This window comes from Rhizobium rosettiformans, from assembly GCF_016806065.1.
GTDB lineage: Bacteria > Pseudomonadota > Alphaproteobacteria > Rhizobiales > Rhizobiaceae > Allorhizobium.
Genome location: NZ_CP032405.1, coordinates 3,305,809 through 3,330,829, shown reverse-complemented (window position 1 = coordinate 3,330,829; position 25,021 = coordinate 3,305,809). Strand labels below are relative to the sequence as shown.

Sequence of the window (25,021 nt, the reverse complement as noted above, 5' to 3'; positions counted from 1 at the left end):
TCAGGCTCCGGCCTTGGCCGGCATCTTCTCGCCTTCGCTATCGTCCTGCTGGAACGATTCCGGACGCAGCTTGAAGGCGATCAGCACCGGACCGGCGATGTAGATCGACGAGAATGTACCGATCAGAACGCCTGCCAGCATGGCGAAGGTGAAGGAGGCAATGACTTCGCCGCCGAACAGATAGAGTGCACCAAGTGCGAGGATCGTACTGCCGGCCGTCAGCACCGTACGCGAAAGCGTCTGGTTGATCGATTCGTCGATCAGGACCTCAAGCGGCATCTTCTTGTAGCGCCTCAAGTTTTCCCGCATGCGGTCATAGACGACGACCGTGTCGTTCAGTGAGTAACCGATAATCGTCAGGATGGCCGCGATACTGGTCAGGTTGAATTCGATGCCGGTTAGGACGAACAGGCCGAGCGTGAAGACGACGTCATGCAGTGTCGCGATGATTGCGCCTAGCGCGAACTGCCACTCGAAGCGGAACCAGATATAGATCAGGATACCGAACAGGGCGGCGGCAACGCCGACAGTCGCGGAATAGGTCAGATCGCTCGAGACGGACGGTCCAACCACTTCGACACGGCGGAAGTCGTATTCGGCTTCCAGTTCACCACGCACCTTGGTCAGAGCCGACTGTTCGGCATTCTCGCCACCATCCTGCGCCTGCAGACGGATCAGCGCGCTCGCATCGTCCCCGAAGCCCTGGGCCTGTACTTCGCCGAGGTTCAACTGGCTCAGACGCTCGCGTATATCGGAGAGATCAGCGGTTCCGTCACGTGCCTGCACTTCGATGATGGAGCCGCCCTTGAAGTCGATCCCGAGGTTCATGCCAACAGTCGCAAACCCGACCAGCGAGGCTACCGAGATGAGCATGGCCAGTCCGAAGTTGAACTTGCGGGCCGCCATGAAGCGAATGTTGCGGTTGTCGAAGAAACCGGTGCGTACGCTCTTCGGAATCTGTTTCGGGCGCTTCCAGCGGTACCAGAACGCCATCAACCAGAAGGTCAGGGTGAAGGCAGTAAAGACGGTCGTCACGATACCGATCGACAGCGTGACGGCGAAGCCACGAACTGGACCGGACCCGAGGAAGAAGAGGACGACGGCCGCAATCAAGGTCGTCAGGTTGGCGTCGACAATGGTCGCAAAGGCCTTCTTGAAGCCGACTTCGATCGCTTGCACCAGTGGTCGACCATTTCGGGCTTCCTCTCTGATGCGCTCGTAGATCAGAACGTTCGAGTCGACCGCCATACCCATGGTCAGCACGATACCGGCAATACCCGGCAAGGTCAGCGTCGACCCGATCAGCGACAGCGCCGCGAGGATCATGGCGATGTTGGCCGCGAGCGCGATGTTCGCCATCACGCCGAAGGTGCCGTAGAAGGCGAGCATGAAGACGACGACCGCGATACCGCCGATGATGCTGGCGGTCACGCCGGCATTGATCGAGTCCTGGCCGAGGCCGGGGCCGACGGTGCGTTCCTCGACGACGGTCAGCGTGGCAGGAAGCGCACCGGCGCGCAGCAGAACGGCGAGGTCGTTTGCGCCTTCGACCGAGAAACTGCCGGAGATCTGTCCGGAGCCGCCGAGGATTGGCTCGCGGATGACAGGCGCGGAAATGACCTGCTGGTCGAGGACGATGGCAAAGGGATTGCCGACATTTTCCTGCGTCGCCTGGGCAAAACGCTGGGCACCGCGGCTGTCGAAGCGGAAGCTGACAACCGGCTCATTTGTGCGCTGGTCAAAGGCTGCCTGGGCATCAACGAGGTTTTCACCCGAAATCAGCGCACGACGCTCGATGAGGTAGGGAACGGCCGGATCATCAGCCGAATACAGGACCTCCGATTGTGCCGGCGGACGTGTGTTGATCGCCTCCATCACCGGCATCGACGTGTCGACCATGTGGAAGGACAGTTTGGCCGTCTGGTTCAGAAGCGCCTTCAGACGCTGCGGATCGGTCAAACCCGGCACCTGGACGATGATACGGTCATCACCCTGGCGCTGAATGAGCGGTTCGGTCGTTCCGAGCTCGTCGACACGGCGGCGAACGACTTCCATCGACTGCGTCAGGGCAGAAGACACACGGTAGTCGATGCCATCATTGGTCAGCGTCAGGCGCAGCATGCCGCCTTCGGCCTGCTCGAGAGCAACCTCCGTCACGGAGCCGCCGGTCAGGCCGCCAACGCTGACGGGATCGGTCAGCGAGCGCAACGCCTCGATCGCTTCCGGCACCTTGTCCGCGTCGGTGATACGCACCTGGATCTGCTGGCCCACGCCGGAAAGGCCCGTGTAGCGGATGCCGGCTTCGCGAAGCTGGGTCCGGACGTCACCGACGATCGTCTCCAGGCGTTCCTTGACGATGTCCTGGCGCTCGAGCCTCAGCATGATATGCGAGCCGCCCTGAAGGTCGAGGCCCAGCGTCACCTTGCTTGTGGGGAACCACGAGGGAAATGCTTCCAGTTCCTCGTCCGTGAAGGCATTCGGCAGGGCGACAAAGACGCCGAGCGCAACGGTCAACCAGATGAACAATGTCTTCCAGCGGGAGATGTAAAGCATGGAACTCTCGAATCAGGGCATCGGAAAATGGCAAAGGCCGGCACGAGGCCGGCCCAGCGGGATCAGGCGGCGGTTTCGGTCTTGACCGGCTCGCCCTTGACGCGGACTTCCGCCACATACTGGCGCATCGCACGAACCTTCACGCCGTCGGCGATTTCCAGTTCGAGTTCCTTGTCGTCGATCACCTTGGTGACCTTGGCGACGATGCCGCCACCCATGATCACCTGATCGCCACGACGAATGGCAGACAGGGTCTCTTCACGCTTCTTCATCTGCGTCCGCTGCGGACGGATCAGGAAGAAATACCAGACCACCATCAGCGGCGCAAAGAGCAGCAGCATTTCCAGTCCGGATCCCATAGCGCTCGGAGCGGCTGCGTCCTGGGCAAAGGCCTCGGTGATAAACATGAAAGACTCCCTATTAAAGCGTATTGGAGAGCCCTGCGGCCCCCTCGTCAGGTCGCCGGAATATAGTGAGAGAGCCCATGAATGCAACAGAAACAGCGCTGAAGCGTACCATTTTCAGGCGCCCTACCCTTTATGCCCGCAATTCTGCGTGATACCGCCCGAGCTGAGGCTTCTACAGCCTGACCGGACGAGGAGGAGTACAACGATGGACGACCTGACCGCGAGCGCACTTCTGGCGGAAGTGAAGCGTCTCACCGAGGCCGTTGAACGGCTGGCAGGGCCGGCGCCCGCCGTCAACGACTGGGAGGCCGCAGACTGTTTCGTCTGGGCTCCGGCACGGCTCCACTTACAGCCAATCAAGCGCCCGAACCGCGTGGAACTGGACCTGATCCGCGGCGTCGATCATGTGCGCGACATCCTGCACGAAAACACATTGCGCTTCGCCGAAGGCTTTCCCGCCAACAATGTATTGCTCTGGGGCGCGCGCGGCATGGGCAAGTCGTCGCTGGTCAAGGCCGTCCATGCCGACATCATCAAGACGAACGGCATCGCGCTGAAGCTCGTCGAAGTGCATCGGGAGGATATCGCGACGCTTCCCGCCCTGCTCGACATCATCAAGGATGCGCCGCACCGGATCGTTGTCTTCTGCGACGACCTCTCCTTCGACCATGACGACACCGCCTACAAGTCCCTGAAGGCGGCACTGGACGGCGGGGTCGAGGGCCGGCCGGACAATGTGCTCTTCTATGCGACATCCAATCGACGCCATCTGCTTCCACGCCACATGATGGAGAACGAACAGTCGACGGCGATCAACCCGTCGGAAGCCGTCGAGGAGAAGGTCTCGCTCTCCGACCGTTTTGGCCTTTGGCTCGGCTTCCACAAATGCAGCCAGGACGACTACTTGACCATGATCGACGGCTATGCCGCGCATTTTTCGCTGCCGCTTCCCCGCGAGCAGTTGCATCACGAGGCCCTGGAATGGGCGACCACCCGAGGCGGCCGCTCGGGCCGTGTCGCCTGGCAATACATCCAGGATCTCGCCGGACGTCTGCGGATCTCCACCGACCGCCGCTGAAACAGGCACCACTGGACACAGAAAAGCCCGGAGCGCGAGCTCCGGGCTTTTTCACCACCTGGTACGCAACACACTATTCCAGGTAGGTGATCGGGTTGACCGGGGCTGCATCCTTGCGGACTTCGAAGTGCAGCATCGGACGCTTGACGTTGCCGGTCATGCCTGAGGTCGCGATCGTCTGGCCGCGCTGGACCTTCTGGCCACGCTGCACCGACAGGCTGTCGGCATGGCCATAGACGGTGACCTTGCCATCGTCGTGACGGACGAGAACCGTGTTGCCGAGTTCCTTCAGGCCGTTGCCTGCATAGATGACAACACCATTCTCGGCAGCCTTGATCGGCGTGCCCTGCGGCACGGAAATCGCGATACCATCGCTGCGCTTGCCATCGATATTGGCGCCGAAATTGGCGATCACGGCACCACGGGCCGGCCAGCGATACTTGCCGATGCCGGTCATTTCCGGGGCGGCCGTTTCCGGCTTGGCAGCGGCGACTTCCGTGACCGACTTGTTGGCGGCCGGGGCCTGATATTCGGCGGGCTGGCCAGCAGCCGGCACGGAGGCCGTCTTGACCGGGTCGGCGGCGGGTGCAGCCGGAGCCTGGGCAACGGCGGGAGCCGCGCTGCTCTTTGCCGGCACCACGAGCGCCTGCCCAATGCGGATATTGCCCGTCGTCAGACCGTTCGCCTTCTTGAGTTCATCGACCGTAACGCCGTTTGCCTTGGCAATGCGCGCCAGGGAATCACCCGGCTTCACGATGTGCGAACCGGCACTAGCACCGGCGCCTGCATCCGACTTGCCGGTGGCGGCCGATGCCGAAACCTGCTGCTTCTCACGGGAATTCGGGGCATTCGGCAGGACAGCGACGTTCTGCTGCTGGTCGCCCGGCAGCACCGGCTTGCGGCCATCGGTCGGCAGCCCGGAAGCGTCGGCCGCAGCGCGGGCCGCATTCGGGCCGCCAAAAGTCGGGATAATCACCAGCTGGCCGGGAGCCGCGTCACTGACATGGGTCAGACCATTGGCTTTCAGAATTTCCTTCTGCGGCACGCCGTAGCGATCAGCGAGCGTCGCGATGGTCTCGCCGGGCCGCAACGTCACGCGGGCAGCACCGGCCGTGGACCAACCGCCCTGGCGGGGCGTCGAACCGGTCGAGGTCGGCTCGGCCAGAACCTGACCTGGATTGACGGCCGCAACCTGACCGGTCTGCGGCTGAGGCGCAGACGGGAAGGGCTGCGCCATGACAGCAGAACGGTCGGAATTGTTGCCAGAGCCAGACGGCGCAGCAAGTTCGGCACGCTGGACGGAGGCCGGGGTGCTGGCAGCCCGGGCAGATGCCGGCGCCCCGTAAGACGGACTTGCCGGCATCGGCTGCGCCATGGCCTGAGACTGCCCATACATGCCGCCGCCACCGATATTCTCGGTGGGGATCGGCGGCTGATTGCGCTGCTGACGAGGAATGGAAGCGGTTGTCAGACTGTCGGTGGAGAAGACCGAGCTGAAGCGCGAGGCGTCTGAACTACACCCGGCTGCCGTACCCGCCAGGAGGAGCGCGCCGCACAAACGAGCGACAGGCAATCCAGCTTTCGGCGATACACTTTTACGCATGACTCGACCCACATATGACACAACTTGATGTGGGTTCATTAAAGCGCGTTAGTATTACCGGTCAGTTAACCCCGTGGATTCGTTATGAACGAATTCAGCGAAGCGCATATAAATTATGCAAAGGCGGGCGCCCTTGCGCCTGCGTTCAAAGGGTTTTCAAGAGTTCCGAAAAATATCAGTTCAGAGGTGCTGGGCAATCTTCGGCTGCAGCGGCAGGAAGGGCACCTCGAACAAATCCTCCCGTTCGAACCGGCTTCCGGTCTTGGTCAGACGGACCATGACGCAGCGCTCCTCATCCAGCATGATCGGCGCGAGCAGCATGCCGCCGGATACAAGTTGTTCAGCAAAGAACCGGGGCATCACGGGATAGGCCGCCGTACAGATGATCCGGTCGAAGGTCCCCTCGCCCGGCAACCCGTTCGAGCCGTCTACCTGACGCAGTATGACGTTGCGAATCGCAAGCTGCTCCAATCGACGCTGAGCGCTCGCAATCAGGGTCTTGTATCGCTCGATCGAGATCACTCGCTCGGCGAGCCGCCCGAGAACGGCGGTCGCGAAACCACTGCCGGTGCCGATCTCAAGCACGCGATGTCCTGGCTTCACCTGCAGCATGGAAAGCAGCCGAACGGCGAGATCAGCCCCCTCCATGAACTGCCCGCATTCGATCGGGATGGAGCGGCTGGAATAGGCGTTCTGGGCAAATTCGGGCGGAACGAAGCTTGAGCGATGCGTCTGCTCGACGGCCGTCAGCAGATCGATATCGGTGATGCCTTCAGCCCTCAGCCGCAGGACCAGAGCCGCAAAGCCCTCGCGCTCGACCAGAGCCGATCTCACACCGCATCCCCATCGACCAGTGCTGCCGCAACCCTATCCTGTACCGCATAGTCGGTCATGTCGAGCTTCAGCGGCGTCACGGAAATCTTCTTCTCGCGCAGCGCATGAATGTCGGTTCCGGCTCGGAAGTTGCCCTTGCGGTCGCCGAAGCGCAGCCAGAAATAGGGAAGGCCGCGACCATCCTGGCGCTCTTCCACCGAGAGGCCGAAGTCCAGTTTGCCTTGGGAGGTCACGTCAATGCCCTGCACTTCGCCGGGTTCGCAGTTCGGGAAATTCAGATTGAGGAAGGTGCCCGGCGGCAGATCGACCTTGGACAGTTTCTTGATCAGGTCAGGCGCCAGCGTCTCGGCAACATGCCACGGGATAGGGGTGCCCGTTTCATAGCTATAGGCCTGGCTCAGCGCGAAGGACCTGACACCGTGCACAGTTCCCTCGATCGCGCCCGCAACCGTGCCAGAATAGGTGACATCATCGGCCATGTTGGCGCCGGCATTGACGCCGGACAGCACGAGATCAGGCTTGCGGTCGAGCACCTTGCGGATTGCCATGATCACGCAGTCGGTCGGCGTGCCGCGAAGCGCAAACTTTTTGTCGTCGAGCTCGCGTAGACGCAAGGGTTCGGACAGCGTCAGCGAATGGGCGAGCCCGCTCTGGTCGGTCTCGGGCGCGACGACCCAGACGTCGTCGGAAAGGCTTCGGGCAATGCGCTCAAGAGAGGCAAGGCCCGGGGCGTGGATACCGTCGTCATTCGTCAGCAGGATGCGCATGGCCACTCCGGTTGCGGCGTGATCAGGCCGCCTTCTCGATTTTCTTGATGCCGCCCATATAGGGCAGCAGCACGTCCGGCACGGTGATCGAACCGTCCTCGTTCAGATAGTTCTCCATCACCGCGATCAGGCAGCGGCCGACGGCCGTGCCCGAGCCGTTCAGCGTGTGCACGAAGGTCGTGCCCTTGCCGTCCTTGTTGCGGTAGCGGCCATTCATGCGACGGCCCTGGAAATCGCCACAGACCGAGCAGGACGATATTTCGCGATAGGTGTTCTGGCCCGGCAGCCAGACCTCGAGGTCGTAGGTCTTGCGGGCGCCGAAGCCCATGTCACCGGTGCAAAGCGTCATGGTGCGGAAATGCAGGCCGAGGCGCTTCAGCACCTCTTCCGCGCAGGCCGTCATGCGCTCGTGCTCTTCCATCGAGCTTTCAGCATCGGTAATCGAGACGAGCTCGCACTTCCAGAACTGGTGCTGGCGCAGCATGCCGCGGGTGTCGCGACCGGCCGAGCCTGCTTCCGACCGGAAGGATGGCGTAAGGGCTGTAAAGCGCAGGGGCAGCTTTTCCTGGTCGAGGATTTCGCCCGAGACGAGGTTGGTCAGGGTGACCTCGGCCGTCGGGATCAACCAGCGGCCATCCGTGGTCTTGAACAGGTCTTCGGCGAACTTCGGCAGCTGGCCCGTGCCATACATGGCATCGTCACGCACCATCAGCGGCGACGAGACTTCCGTGTAGCCATGCTCCGACGTGTGCAGATCCAGCATGAACTGGCCGAGCGCACGCTCAAGGCGGGCAAGCTGGCTGGTCAGCACGGTGAAACGGGCGCCCGACAGCTTGGCTGCGCGCTCGAAATCCATGTAACCGAGGTTTTCGCCGATTTCAAAGTGCTCGAAGGGCTTGTGATTCCAGGTCGGCTTTTCTCCAACAACGCGGGCGACCACGTTATCGTGCTCGTCCTTGCCGACGGGCACGTCGTCATGCGGGATGTTCGGGATGCGCGACAGGGCGTCGTTGAGCTCGGCGGTGAGCTGGCGCTCTTCCTCTTCGGCCGCCGGCAGCGTGTCCTTGAGCGAAGCAACTTCCGCCTTCAGCTTCTCGGCCAGCTCCATGTTCTTCTGCGCCATGGCGGCGCCAATTTCCTTGGACGCGCTGTTGCGGCGTGACTGCATGTCCTGCATCGCCTGGGCGACGGCGCGACGCTTCTGGTCGAGCGCGATCAGCGCGGCAGACAGCGGTTCGGCGCCGCGCTTGGCCAGCGCTGCATCCAGGGCCTCGGGATTGTCACGGATCCACTTGATATCGAGCATCGTCGTTCCAGGTCTTGAGCTTCGACCGGGAACGGATTGGCCGGCGGCCAGGTCCGGCCCCATGTCTCAATGGGTTAAGATGCAGCGGCCGACGCTGTCGGCCGATCAGGCCTCGTCTGGCGAAGACGCCTTGGCAAGTGCGGCCTCTTGGTCCGACTTGGCACGGCTCTTCTCCACGAGTCGCGCTGCATAGATAGCCACCTCGTAGAGAAGGATCGTCGGCAGCGCAAGACCGATCTGGGAGAGCGGATCCGGCGGTGTCAGCACGGCTGCGACGACAAAGGCAACGACGATGAAGTACTTGCGCTTGTCGGCCAGCCACTGGCTTTCGAGAATTCCGACCCGTGCCAGAAGCGTCGTGATGACCGGCAGCTGGAACACCAGGCCAAAGGAAAAGACCAGCGTCATGATCAGGCTCAGATATTCCGAAACCTTCGGAAGCAGCGAGATCGCCACATCGCCCTCACCCGGCGCCTGCTGCATGGCGAGGAAGAACCACATGACCATGGGCGTGAAGAAGAAATAGACGAGCGAGGCGCCGAGCAGGAAGAGCAGCGGCGACGCAACCAGGAACGGCAGGAAAGCGGCACGCTCGTTCTTGTAGAGCCCAGGAGCGACGAACTTGTAGATCTGCGACGCGATCACCGGGAAGGCGATGACCATGGCGCCAAAGGCGGCAACCTTCACCTGGGTGAAGAAGAATTCCTGCGGCGCCGTGTAGATAAGCTCGGCCTTGCTAAGGTCCATGCCGGCCCAGGCCACCGCCCATTTGTACGGTACCACCAGCATGTTGAAGAGTGGTTTGGCGAAGTAGAAGCAGACGATGAAGGCGACGAAAAAGGAGCCTAGCGCCCAGATCAGTCGGGAACGCAACTCGATCAGATGCTCGATCAGCGGCTGGGGCTTGTCGTCGATATCGCCGCTCATGCGCGGTCCTCACTCTTGGTCTTGCGTGCCCGGAGCGCCGGCTTGGCAGCCGCCTTCTCCGCGGCGACAGGCTTGGCGACCTCGGCCTTAGCTGCAGACAGTTTGGCGGGCGCCTTGGCAGCGGGTGCTGCTGGCTTCGCCGTTTTGCCTGCAGGTTTGGCCGGCACGGCAGTTTTGGCCGCAGATGCGGTCTTGCCCGCCGCCGACTTGCGGACCGCCGTTTTTTTCGCAACGACCGGCGCTGCGGCCGGGGCGGATGTCGCGGGTGCCGTTGTCGCAACCGGCGCGGGCGTGGACGGGGTGGTTGGGGTCGCAACGGCCGGCGGCGGCGTCACGGGCCTCAGTTCCTGGGGTGGTTCTCCAAGGCCGAGCGGCACATCGGGGAGGATCGAATTGTCCTCGTAGCCATCATCCAGAGGAGCCGACTTGGTGTCGAGGCGCGTGGAACGCTCCAGGTCCGACTTGATCTCCTGCCCCATCTGGCGCAGCGGATTGAGCGTCTCGCGGATCGTGTTCGCAGGGTTGAGCGAGCGGATGTCGTTGACCGAATTCTTCAGATCATCGAGCTCGGCCTCACGCAAGGCTTCGTCAAACTGGGCGCGGAATTCGCCCGCCGTCTGACGCAAGCGCTTGGTCATCTTGCCAAAGGCCCTGATCATCGGCGGCAGATCCTTCGGCCCCACCACGACGATCAGGATGACGGCGACCACCAAAAGCTCGGTCCAGCCAATATCCAGCATGCAAACGGGCTCCTGATGCCACGCAATGGCGCCTCAATCCGGGCGCCGGTCTTCCAACATTTCAACGAAGAACGGGCAGTCGAAAAACTGCCCGTCCGACCGGCTTTAACCGATCACTTTACCTCGTCGGCCTTGTGGTCGACCGTCTTCGTGGTGGTCGGCTGTGCGTTCGAGGCCGTCTGGTTCTCGTCCTCGTCGCTCATGCCCTTCTTGAAGCTCTTAATGCCCTTGGCCACGTCACCCATCAGTTCCGGGATCTTGCCGCGACCGAAGAGAAGCAGGACGATCGCCAGAACGATGATCCAGTGCCAAATGCTAAACGAACCCATGCCTGCCACTCCTTAGATTTTTGTTTCCCCGATGTAGGGGCTTTCCGGTGTCTTTTCAAACACCAAAATGTCTTTGGGCTCAACCGCAATCGTCACGTCGCGCACACCAGGCGACAAGATGTCGGCCCGGATCCGCGCGCGAACCGGCCGCTCGGTGCCAGGGACTGCGAGATCGAGCAGTTCAACGACGCCGAGGAAGCGGCGCGCGATGATACGGGCCGGAATGGCACCGCCACTGTCGCGCACGGACAGACCCGACAACCGCACGGCAACTTCGACGTCAGCGCCTTCGGCGATGTCTCCGGAATCGGCTGCTCCCAAGGGCGTCTCGACACGACCGCCACGCACTTTTCCGGAAAACTCGTTGATTTCAGAAAAGAAGGCAGCCGCGAAAATGTCGTTGGGCCGACGATAGAGATCGTCCGAAGTGCCGACCTGAACGAGCCGACCATTCTTCAGCAACGCAATCCTGTCTGCCATGCGCATCGCTTCTTCGGCGTCATGGGTGACGACGACGGCAGTCGCGCGGGTCTCACGAAGAATTGCAAGCGTATCTGCCCGCACGGTGTCTTTCAGCCGCGAATCGAGGCCGGAAAACGGCTCGTCCATCAAAAGCACGCTCGGCCGGGGAGCGAGCGCTCTCGCAAGTGCCACGCGCTGCTGCTCGCCGCCCGACAGGGCATGCGGGAACTTCTCGGCATAATGCGCGAGGCCGACGCGCTCCAGTGCGGCCATGGCTTCGGCCACAGCCTCTTTGCGCGGCAAGGCGGTCAGTCCGAAACGGACATTGTCGAGCACGCACATATGGGGAAAGAGCGCGAAGTCCTGAAACATCAGGCCGATCCCGCGCTTCTCTGGCGGCAGGAAGGTCTGCGGCCCGGCCACTTCGCGGTCGTTGATCAGGACGCGGCCCGCGGCCTGCGCCTCGATGCCGGCTGCGATCCTCAGCAGTGTCGTCTTGCCCGATCCGGAGGGACCGAGGAGGCAAAGCACTTCGCCGGGTTCGGCCGTCAACGAGACGCCACGGATCGTCTCCTTGCCGTGGTAACGGTGGTGAATGTCATCGAAGGTCAGGCGCGCGGCAAAGGTCACGCCCGCCGTGCGCTGGCCGTCTCCATGCTGGATCTTCGCTGGGTTCATTCTGCTGTCCGCGCGGCTCATTCCGGATCGGCGCGGTTTCTTTAAAACCGCACGACCCGGCATCACCGGTCACCGTTGAAAAAGCTGACCCTATTCCTCTGCTTCACCGCCCGGAGTCAAGAGGCCGAGTTCTTCGAGGTCAAGCTGCGTGATCGGATCTTCCTCGTCGGTCAGATCGTCATGGGTCATGGGAAGCGGAATATTGAAGTTTGCGGGGATGCGGCCAGAGAGCAGCCCTGCCCCCTTCAACTCTTCGAGACCCGGCAGATCGCGCAGCTCTTCCAGGCCGAAATGATCGAGAAAATCGCGGGTCGTGCCGAGCGTAACAGGACGGCCCGGCGAACGACGTCGCCCTCGAAACCGCACCCAGCCTGCCTCCATCAGCACGTCGAGCGTGCCCTTCGAGGTTTGGACACCTCTGATGTCTTCGATTTCGGCTCGGGTCACCGGCTGGTGATAGGCAATGATCGCCAGCACTTCGAGCGCGGCACGCGAGAGCTTTTTGACCTCGGCCTCGTCGTTACGAATGGCAAAGGACAGATCGGCCGCTGTACGGAACGCCCAGTGGTCATCGACCTGCACGAGGTTTACGCCGCGCGCGGCATAGTCCTCCTTCAGCTGGTGAAGGATATCCGTTGCGGAAATGCCGCTCGGCAGGCGCTCCTCGATGAACGTCGTCGAGACCGGCTGGGCCGATGCAAAAACGAGGGCTTCTGCGATGCGCAACGCCTCGCGGCGGTCGAGTTCAGCGCGCAGGGAGGCGGCGTGACCGCTTTCCTCGGCATCCCCACCCTCTTCCGGCTCAAGGTCCTCGACATCGGCCATGGGCTTACTCCACCGCCTTGAGTGCCTCGGCCTTAGGGCCGCTGCGCATGTAGATCGGCTGAAAGGCGCCGTCCTGGCGGATTTCGAGGCGTCCCTCGCGCACCAGTTCGAGCGAGGCTGCAAAGGCGCTGGCGATCGCAGTCACCCGCTCTTCCGGGCTCGGCAGATAACGCAGCAGGAAATGGTCGAGCGCCGTCCAGTCGGAAATCTCGCCGATCATGCGGGTCAGAATGCCGCGTGCATCCGAGAGTGACCAGACCCGGCGCTTCTCGATGGTGACCTGCGTTATCGCCTGACGCTGACGAAGTGAGGCATAGGCGGTCAACAGGTCGTAGAGTGACGCCTCATAGGCACTCACTGCGCGCGAGGGCACATGCTCCGGTGCGCCGCGCGGGTGGACATCACGCCCGAGACGATTGCGGTTGATGAGGCGGTTCGCGGCCTCGCGCATCGCTTCCAGCCGCTTCAGGCGGAAGGCAAGCGTCTGGGCCATTTCCTCCCCCGAGGGTCCATCATCCTTCGGCTGCTGCGGGATCAGAAGGCGGGACTTCAGATAAGCGAGCCAGGCGGCCATCACCAGATAGTCGGCGGCAAGCTCAATGCGGATGCGCCGGGCGCTCTCGATGAAAAGCAGATACTGCTCCGCCAATGCCAGCACCGAAATGCGGGCAAGATCGACCTTCTGGTTGCGGGCGAGGAAGAGCAGGAGATCCAGCGGTCCTTCGAAGCCAGCGACATCGATCAGAAGAGCGGGGTCACTCGCGGCCCTCTCTTCGGCAGTGTCCTGCCAGAGGCTGTCCATCGGCGTCGGGACCGGCGTCTCCCCCTGGGAGGGCCGGTTCAGAACCGTCGGCTGGACAGGGCCGCGCACCATCAGGCCACCGCCGTGAGGTTGGCGAATTCGTCACGCAGGGCCTGCTCGTCGGCCTTGTCGGGAAGGCCAAAGGCCGCTTCCACAGCATCGGCTCGCTCCCGTGCCTTGCCGGAGAGCTCGGACACGGCAGCCGCAACGGCTTTCATCTCGTCCATATGGCCATGGCAATGCAGGACGACATCGAGGGCAGCGGCGATGCGCACTGCCCGCTCGCCGATTGTGCCTTCCAGCGCGTTCATCGAGATATCGTCGGACATCAGCAGCCCCTCGAAGCCGATCGCCTTGCGCACGATCTCCTCGGTGACGATGCGCGAGGTCGAGGCCGGATGATCGGGGTCAATGTCGGTATACACGACATGGCAACTCATGCCCATCAACTCCTGGGCCAGCGCCTTGAAGGGCACGAAGTCATGCGCCTCGAGTTCGGCGCGAGGTAGGGTGACGACCGGGAGCTCGTGGTGACTATCGGCCATACCGCGACCGTGTCCCGGCATGTGCTTCATGACCGGCAGGACGCCACCGGCCTTCAGACCATCCGCTGCCGCCTGCCCCATCTTCGCGACCACATAGGGGTCGTTGGAATAGGCACGATTGCCGATGACATTGCTTGCCCCTGGGATCGGCACGTCGAGAACGGGCAGGCAATCGACATTGATGCCGAGGCGATAGAGATCGAAGGCATGCAGACGCGACATCAGCCAGGCGGCGCGCAAGCCCTTCTCGGCATCCTGATCGTAAAGCGCACCGAGATCGGCGCCGGAGGGATAACGGGGTGCGATCGGCTCGCGGATGCGCTGCACACGCCCACCTTCCTGGTCGATCAGGACCGGCACTTCTGCTCCGCCACCGACGGTCTTGCGCATCTCGGCAACCAGATCCCTGACCTGCTCGGCCTCGCCGATATTGCGACCGAAGAGGATGAAACCCCAAGGTTGTTCATCGCGATAAAAGGCCTTCTCGTCGGCGCTCAAGCGCTGGCCGAGGCAACCGAGGATCATGGCTTTGGCGGGGCGGGACTGTGCTGTCATGGAAAGACCATATCGATGGGGATGAAAAAGCCGAAGGGACCGGAAGAGAGCCTAGCCCCTCATACACAAGAAAAGAGGCGGAACACGCGGTTCCGCCTCTTCAAGATTCTAAAATCGGGTCCGACCTCAGCGCGAAACGAGGCAGCTGCCACCGGCGGCACGATACTGCTCGCAGAGCGCCACGGCTTCATCCTTGGAGTCTGCGACGATGCGGACGCGGTAGAAGGTGCCCTTACCGGGGATGTCCGCCTGACGGATTTCCCAGGGCTTGCCTCCCAACACGTTGCCAAACTTGGAGGACAGGTTGCGGTAGCTCTTCTGCGCGTCGGCTTCGGACGGCAAGGACGCGATCTGTACGCCGAAGCTTCCAGCCGGCGCAGTCGAGGCCGGCGCAGGCGTTACAGCGGCCGGAGATGCGGCAGCAACCTCAGCCTGAGCGGCCGGCTGTGTCGCTGCCGTCGCAGACGCGCGAAGATTGCCCTGATCCGTCACTGTGCCAACGACGTTGACCGGCTGGTCTGCAGGACGGGTCGTCGGAACCGGTGCACGCGACGTAGTCGCATCTGCGGGAGCCGATAACGTCTCGGCTGCGGCCAGTTCAGCTGGAGCGGTCGTCGCCGCAGCAGGCGCAGCCGCCGACGACGCCGACGCCGCAGCGTCCGGGTTCACAACGCGCGTGTCGACCGTTCTGACGGCATCACCGGCATTGCTATTCGGCACGCTCGGCGGCGCGAGCAGCGGAGCGTCGGCTGCCGGCTGAGACGAAGGCGCGGACGCCGTCTGGACCGAAGCCGGAGCCGATTCGACCGGGACTTCCTGTGCAACCAGCGTACCGTCGGGACGAACGATCATCGTGCGCACCTTGCGCGGCGTGATCGTCGCCGGGTCTTCGGCGGCGGCCTGCGGCGGCTGGCCATCGGGGAGCAGACGCGGATCCTCGGTTTCTCCGACCGGTGTCGCCAGGGCTTCGCTTCCACCATCCATCGGCAGCGTTTCCGGGATCAGGGTACGCTGTACGACATCGATTGGCTGCTCTTGCGAGGAAATCAAGCTAGGCTGCGTGGGATCTTCGACCCCATTGCCAGCCACCCGATCATAAACGGCCTTGTCCTGGTTCGGGACGGACTTGCCGCCCGGATCGTCAGGGACGATCTTCACCGGCGACTTGTCGGCAGCGATCACCTGCGGCTCACCTCCACTCAGCGTGCCGATAGCACCGCTTCCGAGCCAGGCATAGAGGCCGCCAGCGCCTGCGAGCAACACGATCACGGCTGTGCCCGCCATCAAATAGGGCTTGATGTGACGGAACCGGAAGCCCTGCCCCTCACCTGAGATGGTGATGTGACCACGGCTTTCTGGCTCCAGAGCGCCCGAGGAGGTCATTGAGGTGCGGAAATCTTCTTCCAATGCCTTTTCGAAAGCGTCGAAATCGTCGAGTGGTGCGGCAGCTGGGCGAACACCCACTGCGGCTGCCGGTGCGACCGCTGCAGCAACACGGCTGCCTGCGGCCGGGGCCGGCTGGCGAGCTGCGGGAACCACGGGCTCTTCGAACAAGGTCGCGAGCTCCGCATCGATATCGATGTCGTAGTCCGGCTGAGTCGCTGGGGTGGGTCGTGCGTCGGCCACCGGAACGTCCGGCACGTCCATGCCGCTCAAGGTTTCCAGCAGGTCGTCCTGCTCGGAGATCTCGGACGGATCGAAAGCAAAGCTGTCATCGATCGGCGTTGCAGAGCGCGCGGGCGCGCTTGACGGAGCTGGCTCGACGACGTGGTTATCCACCGCAGGACGAGCGACGGCCGCAGCGAAGGCGGAAGCCGAAACGGTTGGTGCAGCGACATAGGCAGGCACAGAAGGCGCAGCAGCGTATGACGGTGCCGCTGTCACCGCAGGTTCGACCCGAGCCGGCGCGAACGCTGGGGCAGCAGGCGCCGCCGCGAATGCAGCGGCACTGACGACAGGCGCAGGCTTCTGCGGCGCTACATCGAGCTCCGAAAGATCAAGTTCGATATCGTCAAGCTGCAGATCGAATTCCTGATCCTGGAAGGGATCGAATTCCTCCTCGGCAACCACAGGGGCAGCGCGCTGAGCGACAGGCTCTGAGGCCTGGGGCGCAACATCGACATCCTCGTCGATCGCCAGTTCGTTCAGGAAATCGAAGCTGAACTCGGCATCGTCGCGGTCCAAAGCAGCCGCCGCCGGAATCGGCGCAGACGCTGCGACCGGCTGCGCCGCACGAGGCTCGGGTTCCAAGCCAAAGTCATTGAAACCAGCCGAAATAGCCGGAGCAACAACGGGCTCGATCCGCTCCACTACCGGAGCGCTTGCCGGAATAGGCTCGACCGGGCCAGAGCCCCAGTCGAAACTTGCCTTACCGAAATCGAGCGCCACCGGCTCCTGCGCGACGGAAATCGAGGGCGCGGTTGGCGCATCAAAGTCCGACAGATCAAATGCTGGGGTTTCGCGCGGCGGCTCGACCGCAAGCTGAGGCTCTGCACGACGGACCGGCTGGGCGGAAAAATTCGCAAGCGGCAGCCGCAGACGCGGCGCCTCGGCCTGAGTCGGCTGCTGAGGCGCAACCGGCTCTACCGAACGCACATCGGCATCAGCGACAGCGAATTCCAGCTCGTCGGCAAGATCAAAGGCGATCTCCGGCTCGACCCGCGCCGCGACAGGCGCATCATCGACACGACCAAGCTCCGGGGCATCTGCGACGGACAGGTCCATGTCGGAAACATAGGGATCTTCGACGTAGGAGACCGGCTCCGGGTATTCGACCGGCTCTGACTCGTAGGCGGCCTGCGGCGCAGAATAGGAAGCCATGGGCTCCGGCTCAAATCGGGGCTCCTCGCGATAGTGGGTCGCAGGGACGCTCTCGACAAGGGCTGGCGCCGGGCGTGCGACCACCGGCTCGGGAGCGGACAGCGGCGGCGCATAGGCAGCCGGCGCAGGCGAGGCTTCATAGCCCTCGAACTCGCGCATCAATTCGTCTTCGAGATTGAATTCGGCCGACCCCATGTCGGGCACCTGCGGAAGCGAGACAACCGGCTCACGCTTCAACGGCTGATCGAACCCAACGATGCGGGCGAGTTCAGCCAACGGATCATCATCCGCGAAACCGTCGCCCTGCGATCGAATGCTGTTTGCAGCCTGCTTCTGTACCATTACCTGTTCCACTCACTCACGCGACTCAACGCCTGCCAGCGCAATGTGGGGAATTGGTGACGATACTATCGCATTTCTACCGGTGCTTCGGTGCCAGTAATGGCCAGTCCCGATTTCAACACGGAGGCGACAGCATGCACCAGCCCAAGCCTGGCGATGGTTAATTCTCTATGTTTATCGTTAACAAAGCGTAATTCGGGCGAATCCTTGCCCTTGTTCCAGTGAGTATGGAGCGAGCTTGCCAGATCATGCAGGTAAAATGCAAGTCGATGCGGCTCCTGCGACAGTGCTGCCGCCTCGATGATCCGGGGATATTCGGCAAGCTTGCCAATCAGGGCGAGTTCCGTCGGATCTTCGATCTGTCCCATTACCGCACTGGCCAGATCGAGCTGCTCGATGTCGAGGTCCGGGAAAGCCTCCCTCGCCTGGCGCAGAATCGACATGCACCGGGCATGGGCATACTGCACGTAGAAGACCGGGTTGTCCTTCGACTGCTCGGTCACCTTGGCGAAGTCGAAATCGAGCGGCTCGGAATTCTTCCGGTAGAGCATCATGAAGCGCACCGAATCACGGCCGACTTCCTCGACCACTTCCCGCAGCGTCACGAAGTCGCCCGAGCGCTTCGACATCTTCACGGGCTCGCCGTCGCGGTAGAGCTTGACCAGCTGGCAGAGCAGCACCGTCAGCTTTGACTTGCCTTCCGAGACGGCCCGGTTGACGGCCTCGAGCCGCTTCACATAACCGCCATGGTCAGCGCCGAGCACATAGATCATCTCGGAGAAGCCGCGATCGAACTTGTCCTTGAAGTAGGCGACGTCGGCCGCAAAATAGGTGTAGGAGCCATCCGACTTCATCAGCGGACGGTCGATATCGTCACCGACTTCGGTCGAGCGGAACAGCGTCTGCTCGCGGTCTTCCCAATCCTCAGGCAGCTGGCCCTTCGGCGGCGGCAGCGTGCCGCGATAGACGTGGCCCTTGAAGGTCAGGTCGTTGATGGCGGTGCGGATCTTCGCGGCATTGTTGGCATGCAGCGTGCGCTCGGAAAAGAAGATGTCGTGATGCACGTTGAGCGTGGCGAGATCATCGCGGATCATCACCATCATCGCATCGATGGACTTTTCCTTGACGATGGCCAGCATGTCCTCTTCCGGCATGCCGTAAAGCTTGGTGCCGTATTCGTCCGCAAGCGCCTTGCCGACCGGCACCAGATAGTCGCCCGGATAGAGACCAGCCGGGATTTCGCCGATATCCTCACCAAGCGCCTCGCGGTAGCGCAGGAAGGCCGAGCGAGCGAGCACGTCGATCTGCGCGCCGGCATCGTTGATATAGTACTCCTTGGTCACCTCGTAGCCGGCAAAACCGAGCAGGTTGGCCAGCGTGTCGCCAACGACGGCGCCACGGCAGTGACCGACATGCATCGGGCCGGTCGGATTGGCCGAAACATATTCGACATTGACCTTATGGCCGGCGCCGACCGTGGAGCGGCCGAAATCGGTTCCCTGACGGATCATGGTCGCCAACAGACGCTGCCAATAGGGGACCGAAAGACGGATATTGATGAAACCGGGGCCAGCAACGCCGACTTCGGCAATGTCGGGATCCTGCTTCAGCTTCTCGCCGATCAGGTCAGCGAGCGCGCGCGGGTTCATGCCCATGCCCTTGGCGAGCACCATCGCGGCATTGGTCGCGGCATCACCATGGCTCGGATCGCGCGGCGGCTCGACAACGATGCGGTTGAAGTCGAGGCTGTCGCGCTTCTCGCGCACCGCCTCGATCTCGTCGAGCGCTGCTTTGATCCGGATTTCGAAATCGGCGAAAAGGTTCATGGCGTGTCCCTGCGCACCGGAGCTCAGCCCCGGCGTTCTCTAAAGAATTTCGTCGGGTGCCTATCGCAATTCGGGAGTCCGGTCAAACAGCTCGCGATGCGTCCGCACCGCATAGGTATCGGTCATACCGGCCAGATAGTCCCCGACATGGCGGGCCTTCTGGCCATCATTCAGGCCGGAAATATGGTTCACCCAGAAGTGGCTCTTCATCAGCTTCGGGTCGTTCATATAGGCGTTGAAAAGATCGGTGACGATCTCGGCGGCCGCCGCACGAATGCGCATTATGTCGGGGTGGCGGTAGATACGGCTGAACAACAGCTTCTTGATTGCCTTGTCGGTCTCGGCCATGCGATCGGAGAAGGTCGCGATGGTCATCGAGGCCGCCCTCACGTCCTCGACGCTCTGCGGTTGGACCGTCTTCAGCCGCTCCTGCGCCACGCTGATCACGTCCTCGACCATGCGGGTGATCTGGCGGCGCATGATCTCGTGGGTGAACCTGTCAGGATCGAGATGCGGATAACGGTCGCGCACCTCCTTCATCAGGCCGGCAAGAAAGGGCACGTCCTCAAGCATGTCGAAGGTCAGGTAACCCGAGCGCAGGCCATCATCGATGTCATGGGTGTCATAGGCGATGTCGTCGGCAATCGCCGCGACCTGGGCTTCGAGCCCTGCAAAGCTCGAGAGTTCCAGATCATGGATCTCGCAATAATCGAGGATCGGCTGCGGAACCGGACCGCGTGTCCCCTGCCCGTCCTTCGTCAGCAGCGGCCCGTTATGCTTCACCAGACCTTCGAGCGCTTCCCATGTCAGGTTCAGGCCGTCGAAATCGGCATAGCGCCGTTCGAGCTTGGTGACGATGCGAAGCGACTGGGCATTGTGGTCGAAGCCGCCATAGGGCTCCAGCACCTCGTGCAATGCGTCCTCGCCCGTATGACCAAAGGGCGTGTGGCCGAAGTCGTGAACGAGCGCGACCCCTTCCGCCAGGTCCTCATCGAGCTTCAGGGCGCGGGCCAAGGCGCGTGCGATCTGGGCCACCTCGATCGTATGGGTCAACCGCGTGCGGTAATGGTCGCCATCCGGGCCGATGAAGACCTGGGTCTTGTGCTTCAGGCGGCGAAAGGCGGTCGTATGGACGATGCGGTCACGGTCGCGCTGGAATTCGGAGCGGGTGAGGCTTCCCCCTTCTTCGAAGAGACGGCCACGGCTCGCCCAGGGATTGGTCGCGTAGACTGCCCGCTCTCCGGTCCCGAAACCCAATGCTGCTTGATCGATCGTCATGCGCGTGCCGCTTGCTCCCCATTGACGCAACTCTTGTGCCTTCATACCTATAGCGGACAAAGCCGCAAGGCGATGCGGGTTCCGAAGGGTCTTCGGGCCGTTTCGCCGGATCAAAAGTCGCGCAATTGCGTGACATTGTGGTGATTTGCGCCGAATAGAACCGTTTTCACCGGGCCTTGAACCCGGCAGGAGGCAGAATGAGCACCGAAACCGTTACCCTTTCCGAAGCCGCTGCGAAGCGAATCGCCGCAATCGTAGCCGCTGATGCCGAGAAGTCGGCGCTTCGCGTCTCCGTCGAAGGCGGCGGCTGTTCGGGCTTTTCCTACAAGTTTGACCTGGACGGCCAACCCGCTGGCGACGACATCGTCATCGAGCGTGACGGCGCCACCGTGCTGATCGACCCGATGTCGATCATCTATATGGCCGGCTCCGAAATCGACTTCGTCGACAATCTGCTCGGCCAGTCTTTCCAGATCAAGAACCCCAATGCGGTGGCGAGCTGCGGCTGCGGCACCAGCTTTTCTGTATGAGCATGATGAAAATAGCCACCTGGAACATCAACGGCGTCAAGGCGCGTATCGAGAACCTGTGCCAGTGGCTGAAGGATAGCGATCCGGACATCGCCTGCCTTCAGGAAATCAAATCTGTCGATGAAGGCTTTCCTCGTGGAGAGATCGAGGCGCTCGGCTATCACGTCGAGACCCACGGCCAGAAGGGCTTCAACGGCGTTGCGCTGCTTTCGAAGATCAAGCCCGACGAAGTGAACCGCGGCCTGCCAGGTGACGAGACCGACGAGCAGGCGCGTTTCATCGAAGGCGTATTTTCCGTCGATGGCGGCGTGGTACGCGTCGTCTCTCTCTACCTGCCGAATGGCAATCCGTCCGACGACCCGGTCAAATATCCCTACAAGCTCGCCTGGATGGCACGCCTCGAAGCCTTTGCGCGCGATCGCATGGCATTCGAAGAGCCGCTGATCCTTGCCGGTGACTACAATGTCATTCCCGAGCCGCATGATGCCAAGGACCCGAGCCAGTGGGTCACGGATGCACTCTTCCTGCCGCAGACACGGGCTGCATTCCGCCGTCTTGAAAATCTTGGCTTCGTTGATGCCGTGCGTGCGACGAATGACGAGACGCCGCTGTTTTCCTTCTGGGACTATCAGGCAGGTGCCTGGCAGAAGAACAATGGCATCCGCATCGACCACCTGATGCTCTCGCCCGAGGCATCCGACCGACTGCGTTCGACGGCGATCGAAAAACATGTGCGGGCTTGGGAAAAGCCGTCCGACCACGTACCGGTCGTCGGGCATTTCGCCTTCTGAGACCAGGACGAATCGCAGACAGAGAAATGGGCGCCGCGGCGCCCATTCTCATATGATGTTCGGATTGAATGGTTCAGTCGGCCTGCTCGAAAACTTCGGGCGCGAGAGCGACCGCAACGCGGCGATCCTCTTCGTTGGCCAGAGAGAAAGCCCGCTCCTGCAGATCCTGCATCCAGGGACAATCCTTCGGATTGCACCGCTCCAGGGCAGCCGTCAGGAAGGCGAGACCACGTACCGTCTGCCCCTCTTCGAAAAGCACATTGCCGAAGATCGACATGGCGCCGGCATGGCCGCTCTTGCGCGCCAGGTTCAGCCACTTCTTGGCCTGCTGGACATTCACCCTGCCGCCTTCGCCTGCGAGGATCATACGCGCCAGCTGGAACTGCGCTTCCGGTACACCAAAGGTCGACGCCACCTGGAAGTAGATCTGCCGTGCCTGAGCGAGGTCCGCCTTAACGGGGCTGTTCGGGATGCCCTGCCGGTAATAACGGGCGAGCGAAAGAAGGGCGTTGACGAAGAAGCCGGTATCCGCCGAACCCGGCTCGACACCCTGATTTGCGATCTCCGCATAGATCTTGAAGGCTTCGAAGTCGTTTTCGACGACGCCGTCGCCGGCCGCATACATGTTGGCGAGCGCCCAGCGCGATCCGGTATGACCCTTTTCCGCCGCATAGCGATAGGCCTCGACGGCCTCTTCCTTCTGGCCCTTCTTGTAGGCATTGAAGCCAAACTTGAAGAGATCGAAGGGACCGGATTCCTTGTTCACGCCGGCATTCATGTCGAAAGCGCGAGCGGACGGGCTGGACGACAGCAGAAGAGCTGCCGTCAGAAGCATCGCCGAAGTCTTCCAGTCACCGAGACGCATGGGTCCGCACAATTTCCAAGTCATGATGGACATCAGAAACCTCGCCCCGCTTGTGCGGCGAGTTCACCTGCGCCCGATCCGAAGAATACATCCAACCGATGAATAGACGGTTCATGACCGGTCGCCCGATCCGAGCTTCCGTCACGGTTCTTTTGTGTTTTCGTCTGCATGGAGAAGAGACTAGACCCGATTTCCGGCAAGACCGGGGCGATCGATCGCGCCCCATCCAATTTCCCTTCGAGACAGTCTGGCCGCTCCCCAAAAGCGACCGAAGTCATTGCTATCAGCACCGATTTTTCGCCCCAGAGGCTCATGTGAAACTCTTAACACCATGTCCGGAAACAGCCCCCGCCGTTTCTTGAAACACCGGTGCTCTTTGTTTGTGGCGGGAAATGGACAAATTTGCCCGTTGCGCGGTCCGGCGGGAACGATAGACGCGATGTTGCAGAATCATCACATTCCGGAAAGCTGAAAAACCGCAGCATGGCCCCAAACGAAAGAAGCCCGGACAAGCCGGGCTTCGATCGATTTGATTTCGAAGAGATCAGAAGCGAACCTTGAGCGACGTCGAGACGGCGGCTGCGAGGTCGGTGCCGAAGTCATAGGAGACGTCGCTGCCATAGGTTTCACCACCAGTGGTGATCTGGCCCGAACTACCCGACGTCAGCAGGCTGACGGCACCTGCGAGACGGAACTCAACATTTTCCGACGGCGTGTAGGACACACCAGTACCGAAGATCCATGTGTCGCTCTGAGCACCGAAGCCCTGAGAAGTGCCACGATCCCAAGTCACGGAACCTGCAACGCTCCACTGGTCGTTCAGCTTGTGGCCGATGCCGCCACTGACCGTCCAGCCGTCACGATAGGCCAGGTCAAGCGAGGTACGCTCCGCATTCGTTGTCGAATTAAAGAAGCGGATACGCTGCAGCTGGCTCCAATCGGTCCACTTCACCGAGCCGAAGGCCAACCAATCCGGCGCAATCCCGGACTGAAGCTTTATTTCGATGGAGTCGGGCATGGCAGCCGAACCGTAGACGTTTTCGATGGTAGTGGATGTAACCTGACGCAGATCCAGCGTGCCCGTGATGTTATCCAGCTTGACCTGGCTGTTGTATACGAGGCTGGCACGGAGAGCGTATTCAGGGATCTCGTAGGCTGCCCCGATACGCCAGCCATAACCATCACCTTCAAGGTCGAGGCGACCGATGCCCGTTCTCCCGGTCAAACCTATGCCGGCGAGGAACGCCGGATCGACTACAACTCGCTCCTTGAAGCCATCGACCTCCTGATAGAAGCCGCCGCCAATAATCCGCAACTGACCCGGGCCGACGTCAAACTTGTAGGAGCATGTCAGCGCATAGTTATGACTGTTGACTTTCGTCTCAACATTCTGGTTCGCGCCAGCCCAGTCTGTACCTGGCTTCGTGTGAGCACCCCAAGGCTGGGAGTAGTCTGCCATGCAGGCTACACCTTCGGTAAGGTTCGCCTTAAAGCCAATTCGAGGAACGAAGTAGCTCTCTGTCTCATCAACCGAGTTTGAACGTGAGTTTAGATTGCCACCACCTTGCGGTGCCCCGGTTCCCAAATTTGGATTGGAAGTATCCGTATCCCGCACATTCTTGAGCGTGCGATCCGGCGCAACATAGGTCACGCCGCTCTCGAACACATACTGGCCCGGATCGAACAGAAGGTCGATGTTGTAACCGCCACGTTCAAGACCGCCTGCCTGCGCGCCTCCCACGAATGCGCATGCTGCGATCAGGCCGAGGGCCGTTGTCTTCATCAAATGGTTCGCCATATCTCTCCCCAATTCAGGCAAAACTGTGATTTGGCATACTAGACATGTGCGACAGGATGGCAATCCGGTGATCGGCATCACAGGAATGTTCCCTTGCAGAAATTTTTACGTAACGTTCCTTACGCGCACGTCAAAATGCCGCAGCCGTGGACAAATAATCTCAAATATTGCCATAGATTCTCGTTTTTGAGAAAACGATTTTACGGATGTCACCCTGCGTTGCATGCACGCCACAGTTTTGCCGATCATCGATTTGGGCGAAATTTATGCATTTCGCATCGCGGCTGCAGGCAAATCGAGCATTAGCAACAAGATAACGGTCAGAATCGATATGGAAGATAGCAAAGCAATTGTCTGGTC

The 25,021-nt window shown here is 61.6% G+C and carries 22 protein-coding genes; 3 read left to right on the top strand and 19 right to left on the bottom strand.

Going from position 1 to position 25,021, the window contains the following annotated elements; all coding sequences use genetic code 11:
• Positions 1–2,553 (bottom strand): protein translocase subunit SecDF, encoded by a 2,553-nt coding sequence (gene secDF / locus D4A92_RS16320; protein WP_203015622.1) that lies wholly within the window; start codon positions 2,551–2,553, stop codon positions 1–3.
• A 62-nt stretch (positions 2,554–2,615) separates the two neighbouring features.
• On the bottom strand, positions 2,616–2,960 hold the full coding sequence (yajC, locus tag D4A92_RS16315; protein ID WP_203015620.1) for a preprotein translocase subunit YajC: 345 nt from the start codon (positions 2,958–2,960) through the stop codon (positions 2,616–2,618).
• Between the two features lie 205 nt (positions 2,961–3,165).
• Between yajC and D4A92_RS16310 the strand changes: the two genes are divergently transcribed.
• Entirely contained in the window at positions 3,166–4,038 is an 873-nt protein-coding gene (locus tag D4A92_RS16310) for an ATP-binding protein (RefSeq protein WP_203015616.1), read from the top strand.
• A 73-nt stretch (positions 4,039–4,111) separates the two neighbouring features.
• Here D4A92_RS16310 and D4A92_RS16305 read toward each other — a convergent pair whose 3' ends face one another.
• The 14 genes from D4A92_RS16305 to D4A92_RS16240 form a co-directional block, all read right to left on the bottom strand.
• Positions 4,112–5,641 (bottom strand): peptidoglycan DD-metalloendopeptidase family protein, encoded by a 1,530-nt coding sequence (locus D4A92_RS16305; RefSeq protein ID WP_203015615.1) that lies wholly within the window; start codon positions 5,639–5,641, stop codon positions 4,112–4,114.
• A 180-nt stretch (positions 5,642–5,821) separates the two neighbouring features.
• Positions 5,822–6,475 carry a protein-L-isoaspartate(D-aspartate) O-methyltransferase gene (locus D4A92_RS16300; RefSeq protein ID WP_203015614.1) on the bottom strand — a complete coding sequence of 218 codons (654 nt, stop codon included), beginning with the start codon at positions 6,473–6,475 and terminating at the stop codon, positions 5,822–5,824.
• Positions 6,472–7,242, bottom strand: a complete 771-nt coding sequence (surE, locus tag D4A92_RS16295; RefSeq protein ID WP_203015613.1) for a 5'/3'-nucleotidase SurE — start codon at positions 7,240–7,242, stop codon at positions 6,472–6,474. Before surE ends, D4A92_RS16300 begins: the two co-directional genes overlap by 4 nt.
• 22 nt (positions 7,243–7,264) lie before the next feature.
• Positions 7,265–8,548, bottom strand: a complete 1,284-nt coding sequence (serS, locus tag D4A92_RS16290) for a serine--tRNA ligase (RefSeq protein ID WP_203015612.1) — start codon at positions 8,546–8,548, stop codon at positions 7,265–7,267.
• Between the two features lie 105 nt (positions 8,549–8,653).
• Positions 8,654–9,475: a twin-arginine translocase subunit TatC gene (gene tatC, locus D4A92_RS16285; RefSeq protein ID WP_006728577.1), complete on the bottom strand. Its 822-nt coding sequence runs from the start codon at positions 9,473–9,475 to the stop codon at positions 8,654–8,656.
• Positions 9,472–10,215, bottom strand: a complete 744-nt coding sequence (tatB, locus tag D4A92_RS16280) for a Sec-independent protein translocase protein TatB (RefSeq protein ID WP_203015611.1) — start codon at positions 10,213–10,215, stop codon at positions 9,472–9,474. Before tatB ends, tatC begins: the two co-directional genes overlap by 4 nt.
• A 113-nt stretch (positions 10,216–10,328) precedes the next feature.
• A complete protein-coding gene (locus D4A92_RS16275; RefSeq protein ID WP_006728579.1) occupies positions 10,329–10,544 on the bottom strand; it encodes a twin-arginine translocase TatA/TatE family subunit in 216 nt (71 codons plus the stop codon).
• 12 nt (positions 10,545–10,556) lie between these two features.
• Complete coding sequence (locus D4A92_RS16270) at positions 10,557–11,684, bottom strand: ABC transporter ATP-binding protein (RefSeq protein WP_203015610.1); 1,128 nt, start codon at positions 11,682–11,684, stop codon at positions 10,557–10,559.
• A gap of 90 nt (positions 11,685–11,774) precedes the next feature.
• Entirely contained in the window at positions 11,775–12,509 is a 735-nt protein-coding gene (scpB, locus tag D4A92_RS16265) for an SMC-Scp complex subunit ScpB (protein WP_203015609.1), read from the bottom strand.
• 4 nt (positions 12,510–12,513) lie between these two features.
• A complete protein-coding gene (locus D4A92_RS16260) occupies positions 12,514–13,311 on the bottom strand; it encodes a segregation and condensation protein A (protein WP_203019995.1) in 798 nt (265 codons plus the stop codon).
• 71 nt (positions 13,312–13,382) lie between these two features.
• Positions 13,383–14,411, bottom strand: a complete 1,029-nt coding sequence (gene nagZ / locus D4A92_RS16255) for a beta-N-acetylhexosaminidase (protein WP_203015603.1) — start codon at positions 14,409–14,411, stop codon at positions 13,383–13,385.
• A 126-nt stretch (positions 14,412–14,537) separates the two neighbouring features.
• Entirely contained in the window at positions 14,538–17,573 is a 3,036-nt protein-coding gene (locus D4A92_RS16250; protein WP_203015601.1) for an SPOR domain-containing protein, read from the bottom strand.
• A gap of 65 nt (positions 17,574–17,638) precedes the next feature.
• The gene (argS, locus tag D4A92_RS16245; protein WP_203015598.1) at positions 17,639–19,399 is read right to left on the bottom strand and encodes an arginine--tRNA ligase; all 1,761 of its coding nucleotides are present in this window, start codon (positions 19,397–19,399) and stop codon (positions 17,639–17,641) included.
• 60 nt (positions 19,400–19,459) lie between these two features.
• Complete coding sequence (locus D4A92_RS16240) at positions 19,460–20,677, bottom strand: deoxyguanosinetriphosphate triphosphohydrolase (RefSeq protein ID WP_203015596.1); 1,218 nt, start codon at positions 20,675–20,677, stop codon at positions 19,460–19,462.
• A 197-nt stretch (positions 20,678–20,874) separates the two neighbouring features.
• On the opposite strand from D4A92_RS16240, the gene erpA reads away from it, so the two are divergent.
• Complete coding sequence (erpA, locus tag D4A92_RS16235) at positions 20,875–21,207, top strand: iron-sulfur cluster insertion protein ErpA (protein ID WP_203015594.1); 333 nt, start codon at positions 20,875–20,877, stop codon at positions 21,205–21,207.
• 5 nt (positions 21,208–21,212) lie between these two features.
• Positions 21,213–21,998 (top strand): exodeoxyribonuclease III, encoded by a 786-nt coding sequence (gene xth, locus D4A92_RS16230; protein ID WP_203015592.1) that lies wholly within the window; start codon positions 21,213–21,215, stop codon positions 21,996–21,998.
• Positions 21,999–22,071: 73 nt separating this feature from the next.
• Here the strand turns inward: xth and exoR are convergent, their stop codons facing one another.
• The 3 genes from exoR to D4A92_RS16215 all read right to left on the bottom strand — a co-directional run bounded on the left by exoR (position 22,072) and on the right by D4A92_RS16215 (position 24,661).
• A complete protein-coding gene (gene exoR, locus D4A92_RS16225; RefSeq protein ID WP_246754118.1) occupies positions 22,072–22,833 on the bottom strand; it encodes an exopolysaccharide production regulator ExoR in 762 nt (253 codons plus the stop codon).
• Positions 22,834–22,895: 62 nt separating this feature from the next.
• The gene (locus D4A92_RS16220; RefSeq protein WP_203015590.1) at positions 22,896–23,177 is read right to left on the bottom strand and encodes a hypothetical protein; all 282 of its coding nucleotides are present in this window, start codon (positions 23,175–23,177) and stop codon (positions 22,896–22,898) included.
• Positions 23,178–23,407: 230 nt separating this feature from the next.
• Positions 23,408–24,661, bottom strand: a complete 1,254-nt coding sequence (locus tag D4A92_RS16215; RefSeq protein ID WP_203015582.1) for an OmpP1/FadL family transporter — start codon at positions 24,659–24,661, stop codon at positions 23,408–23,410.
• Positions 24,662–25,021 lie beyond the last annotated feature (360 nt).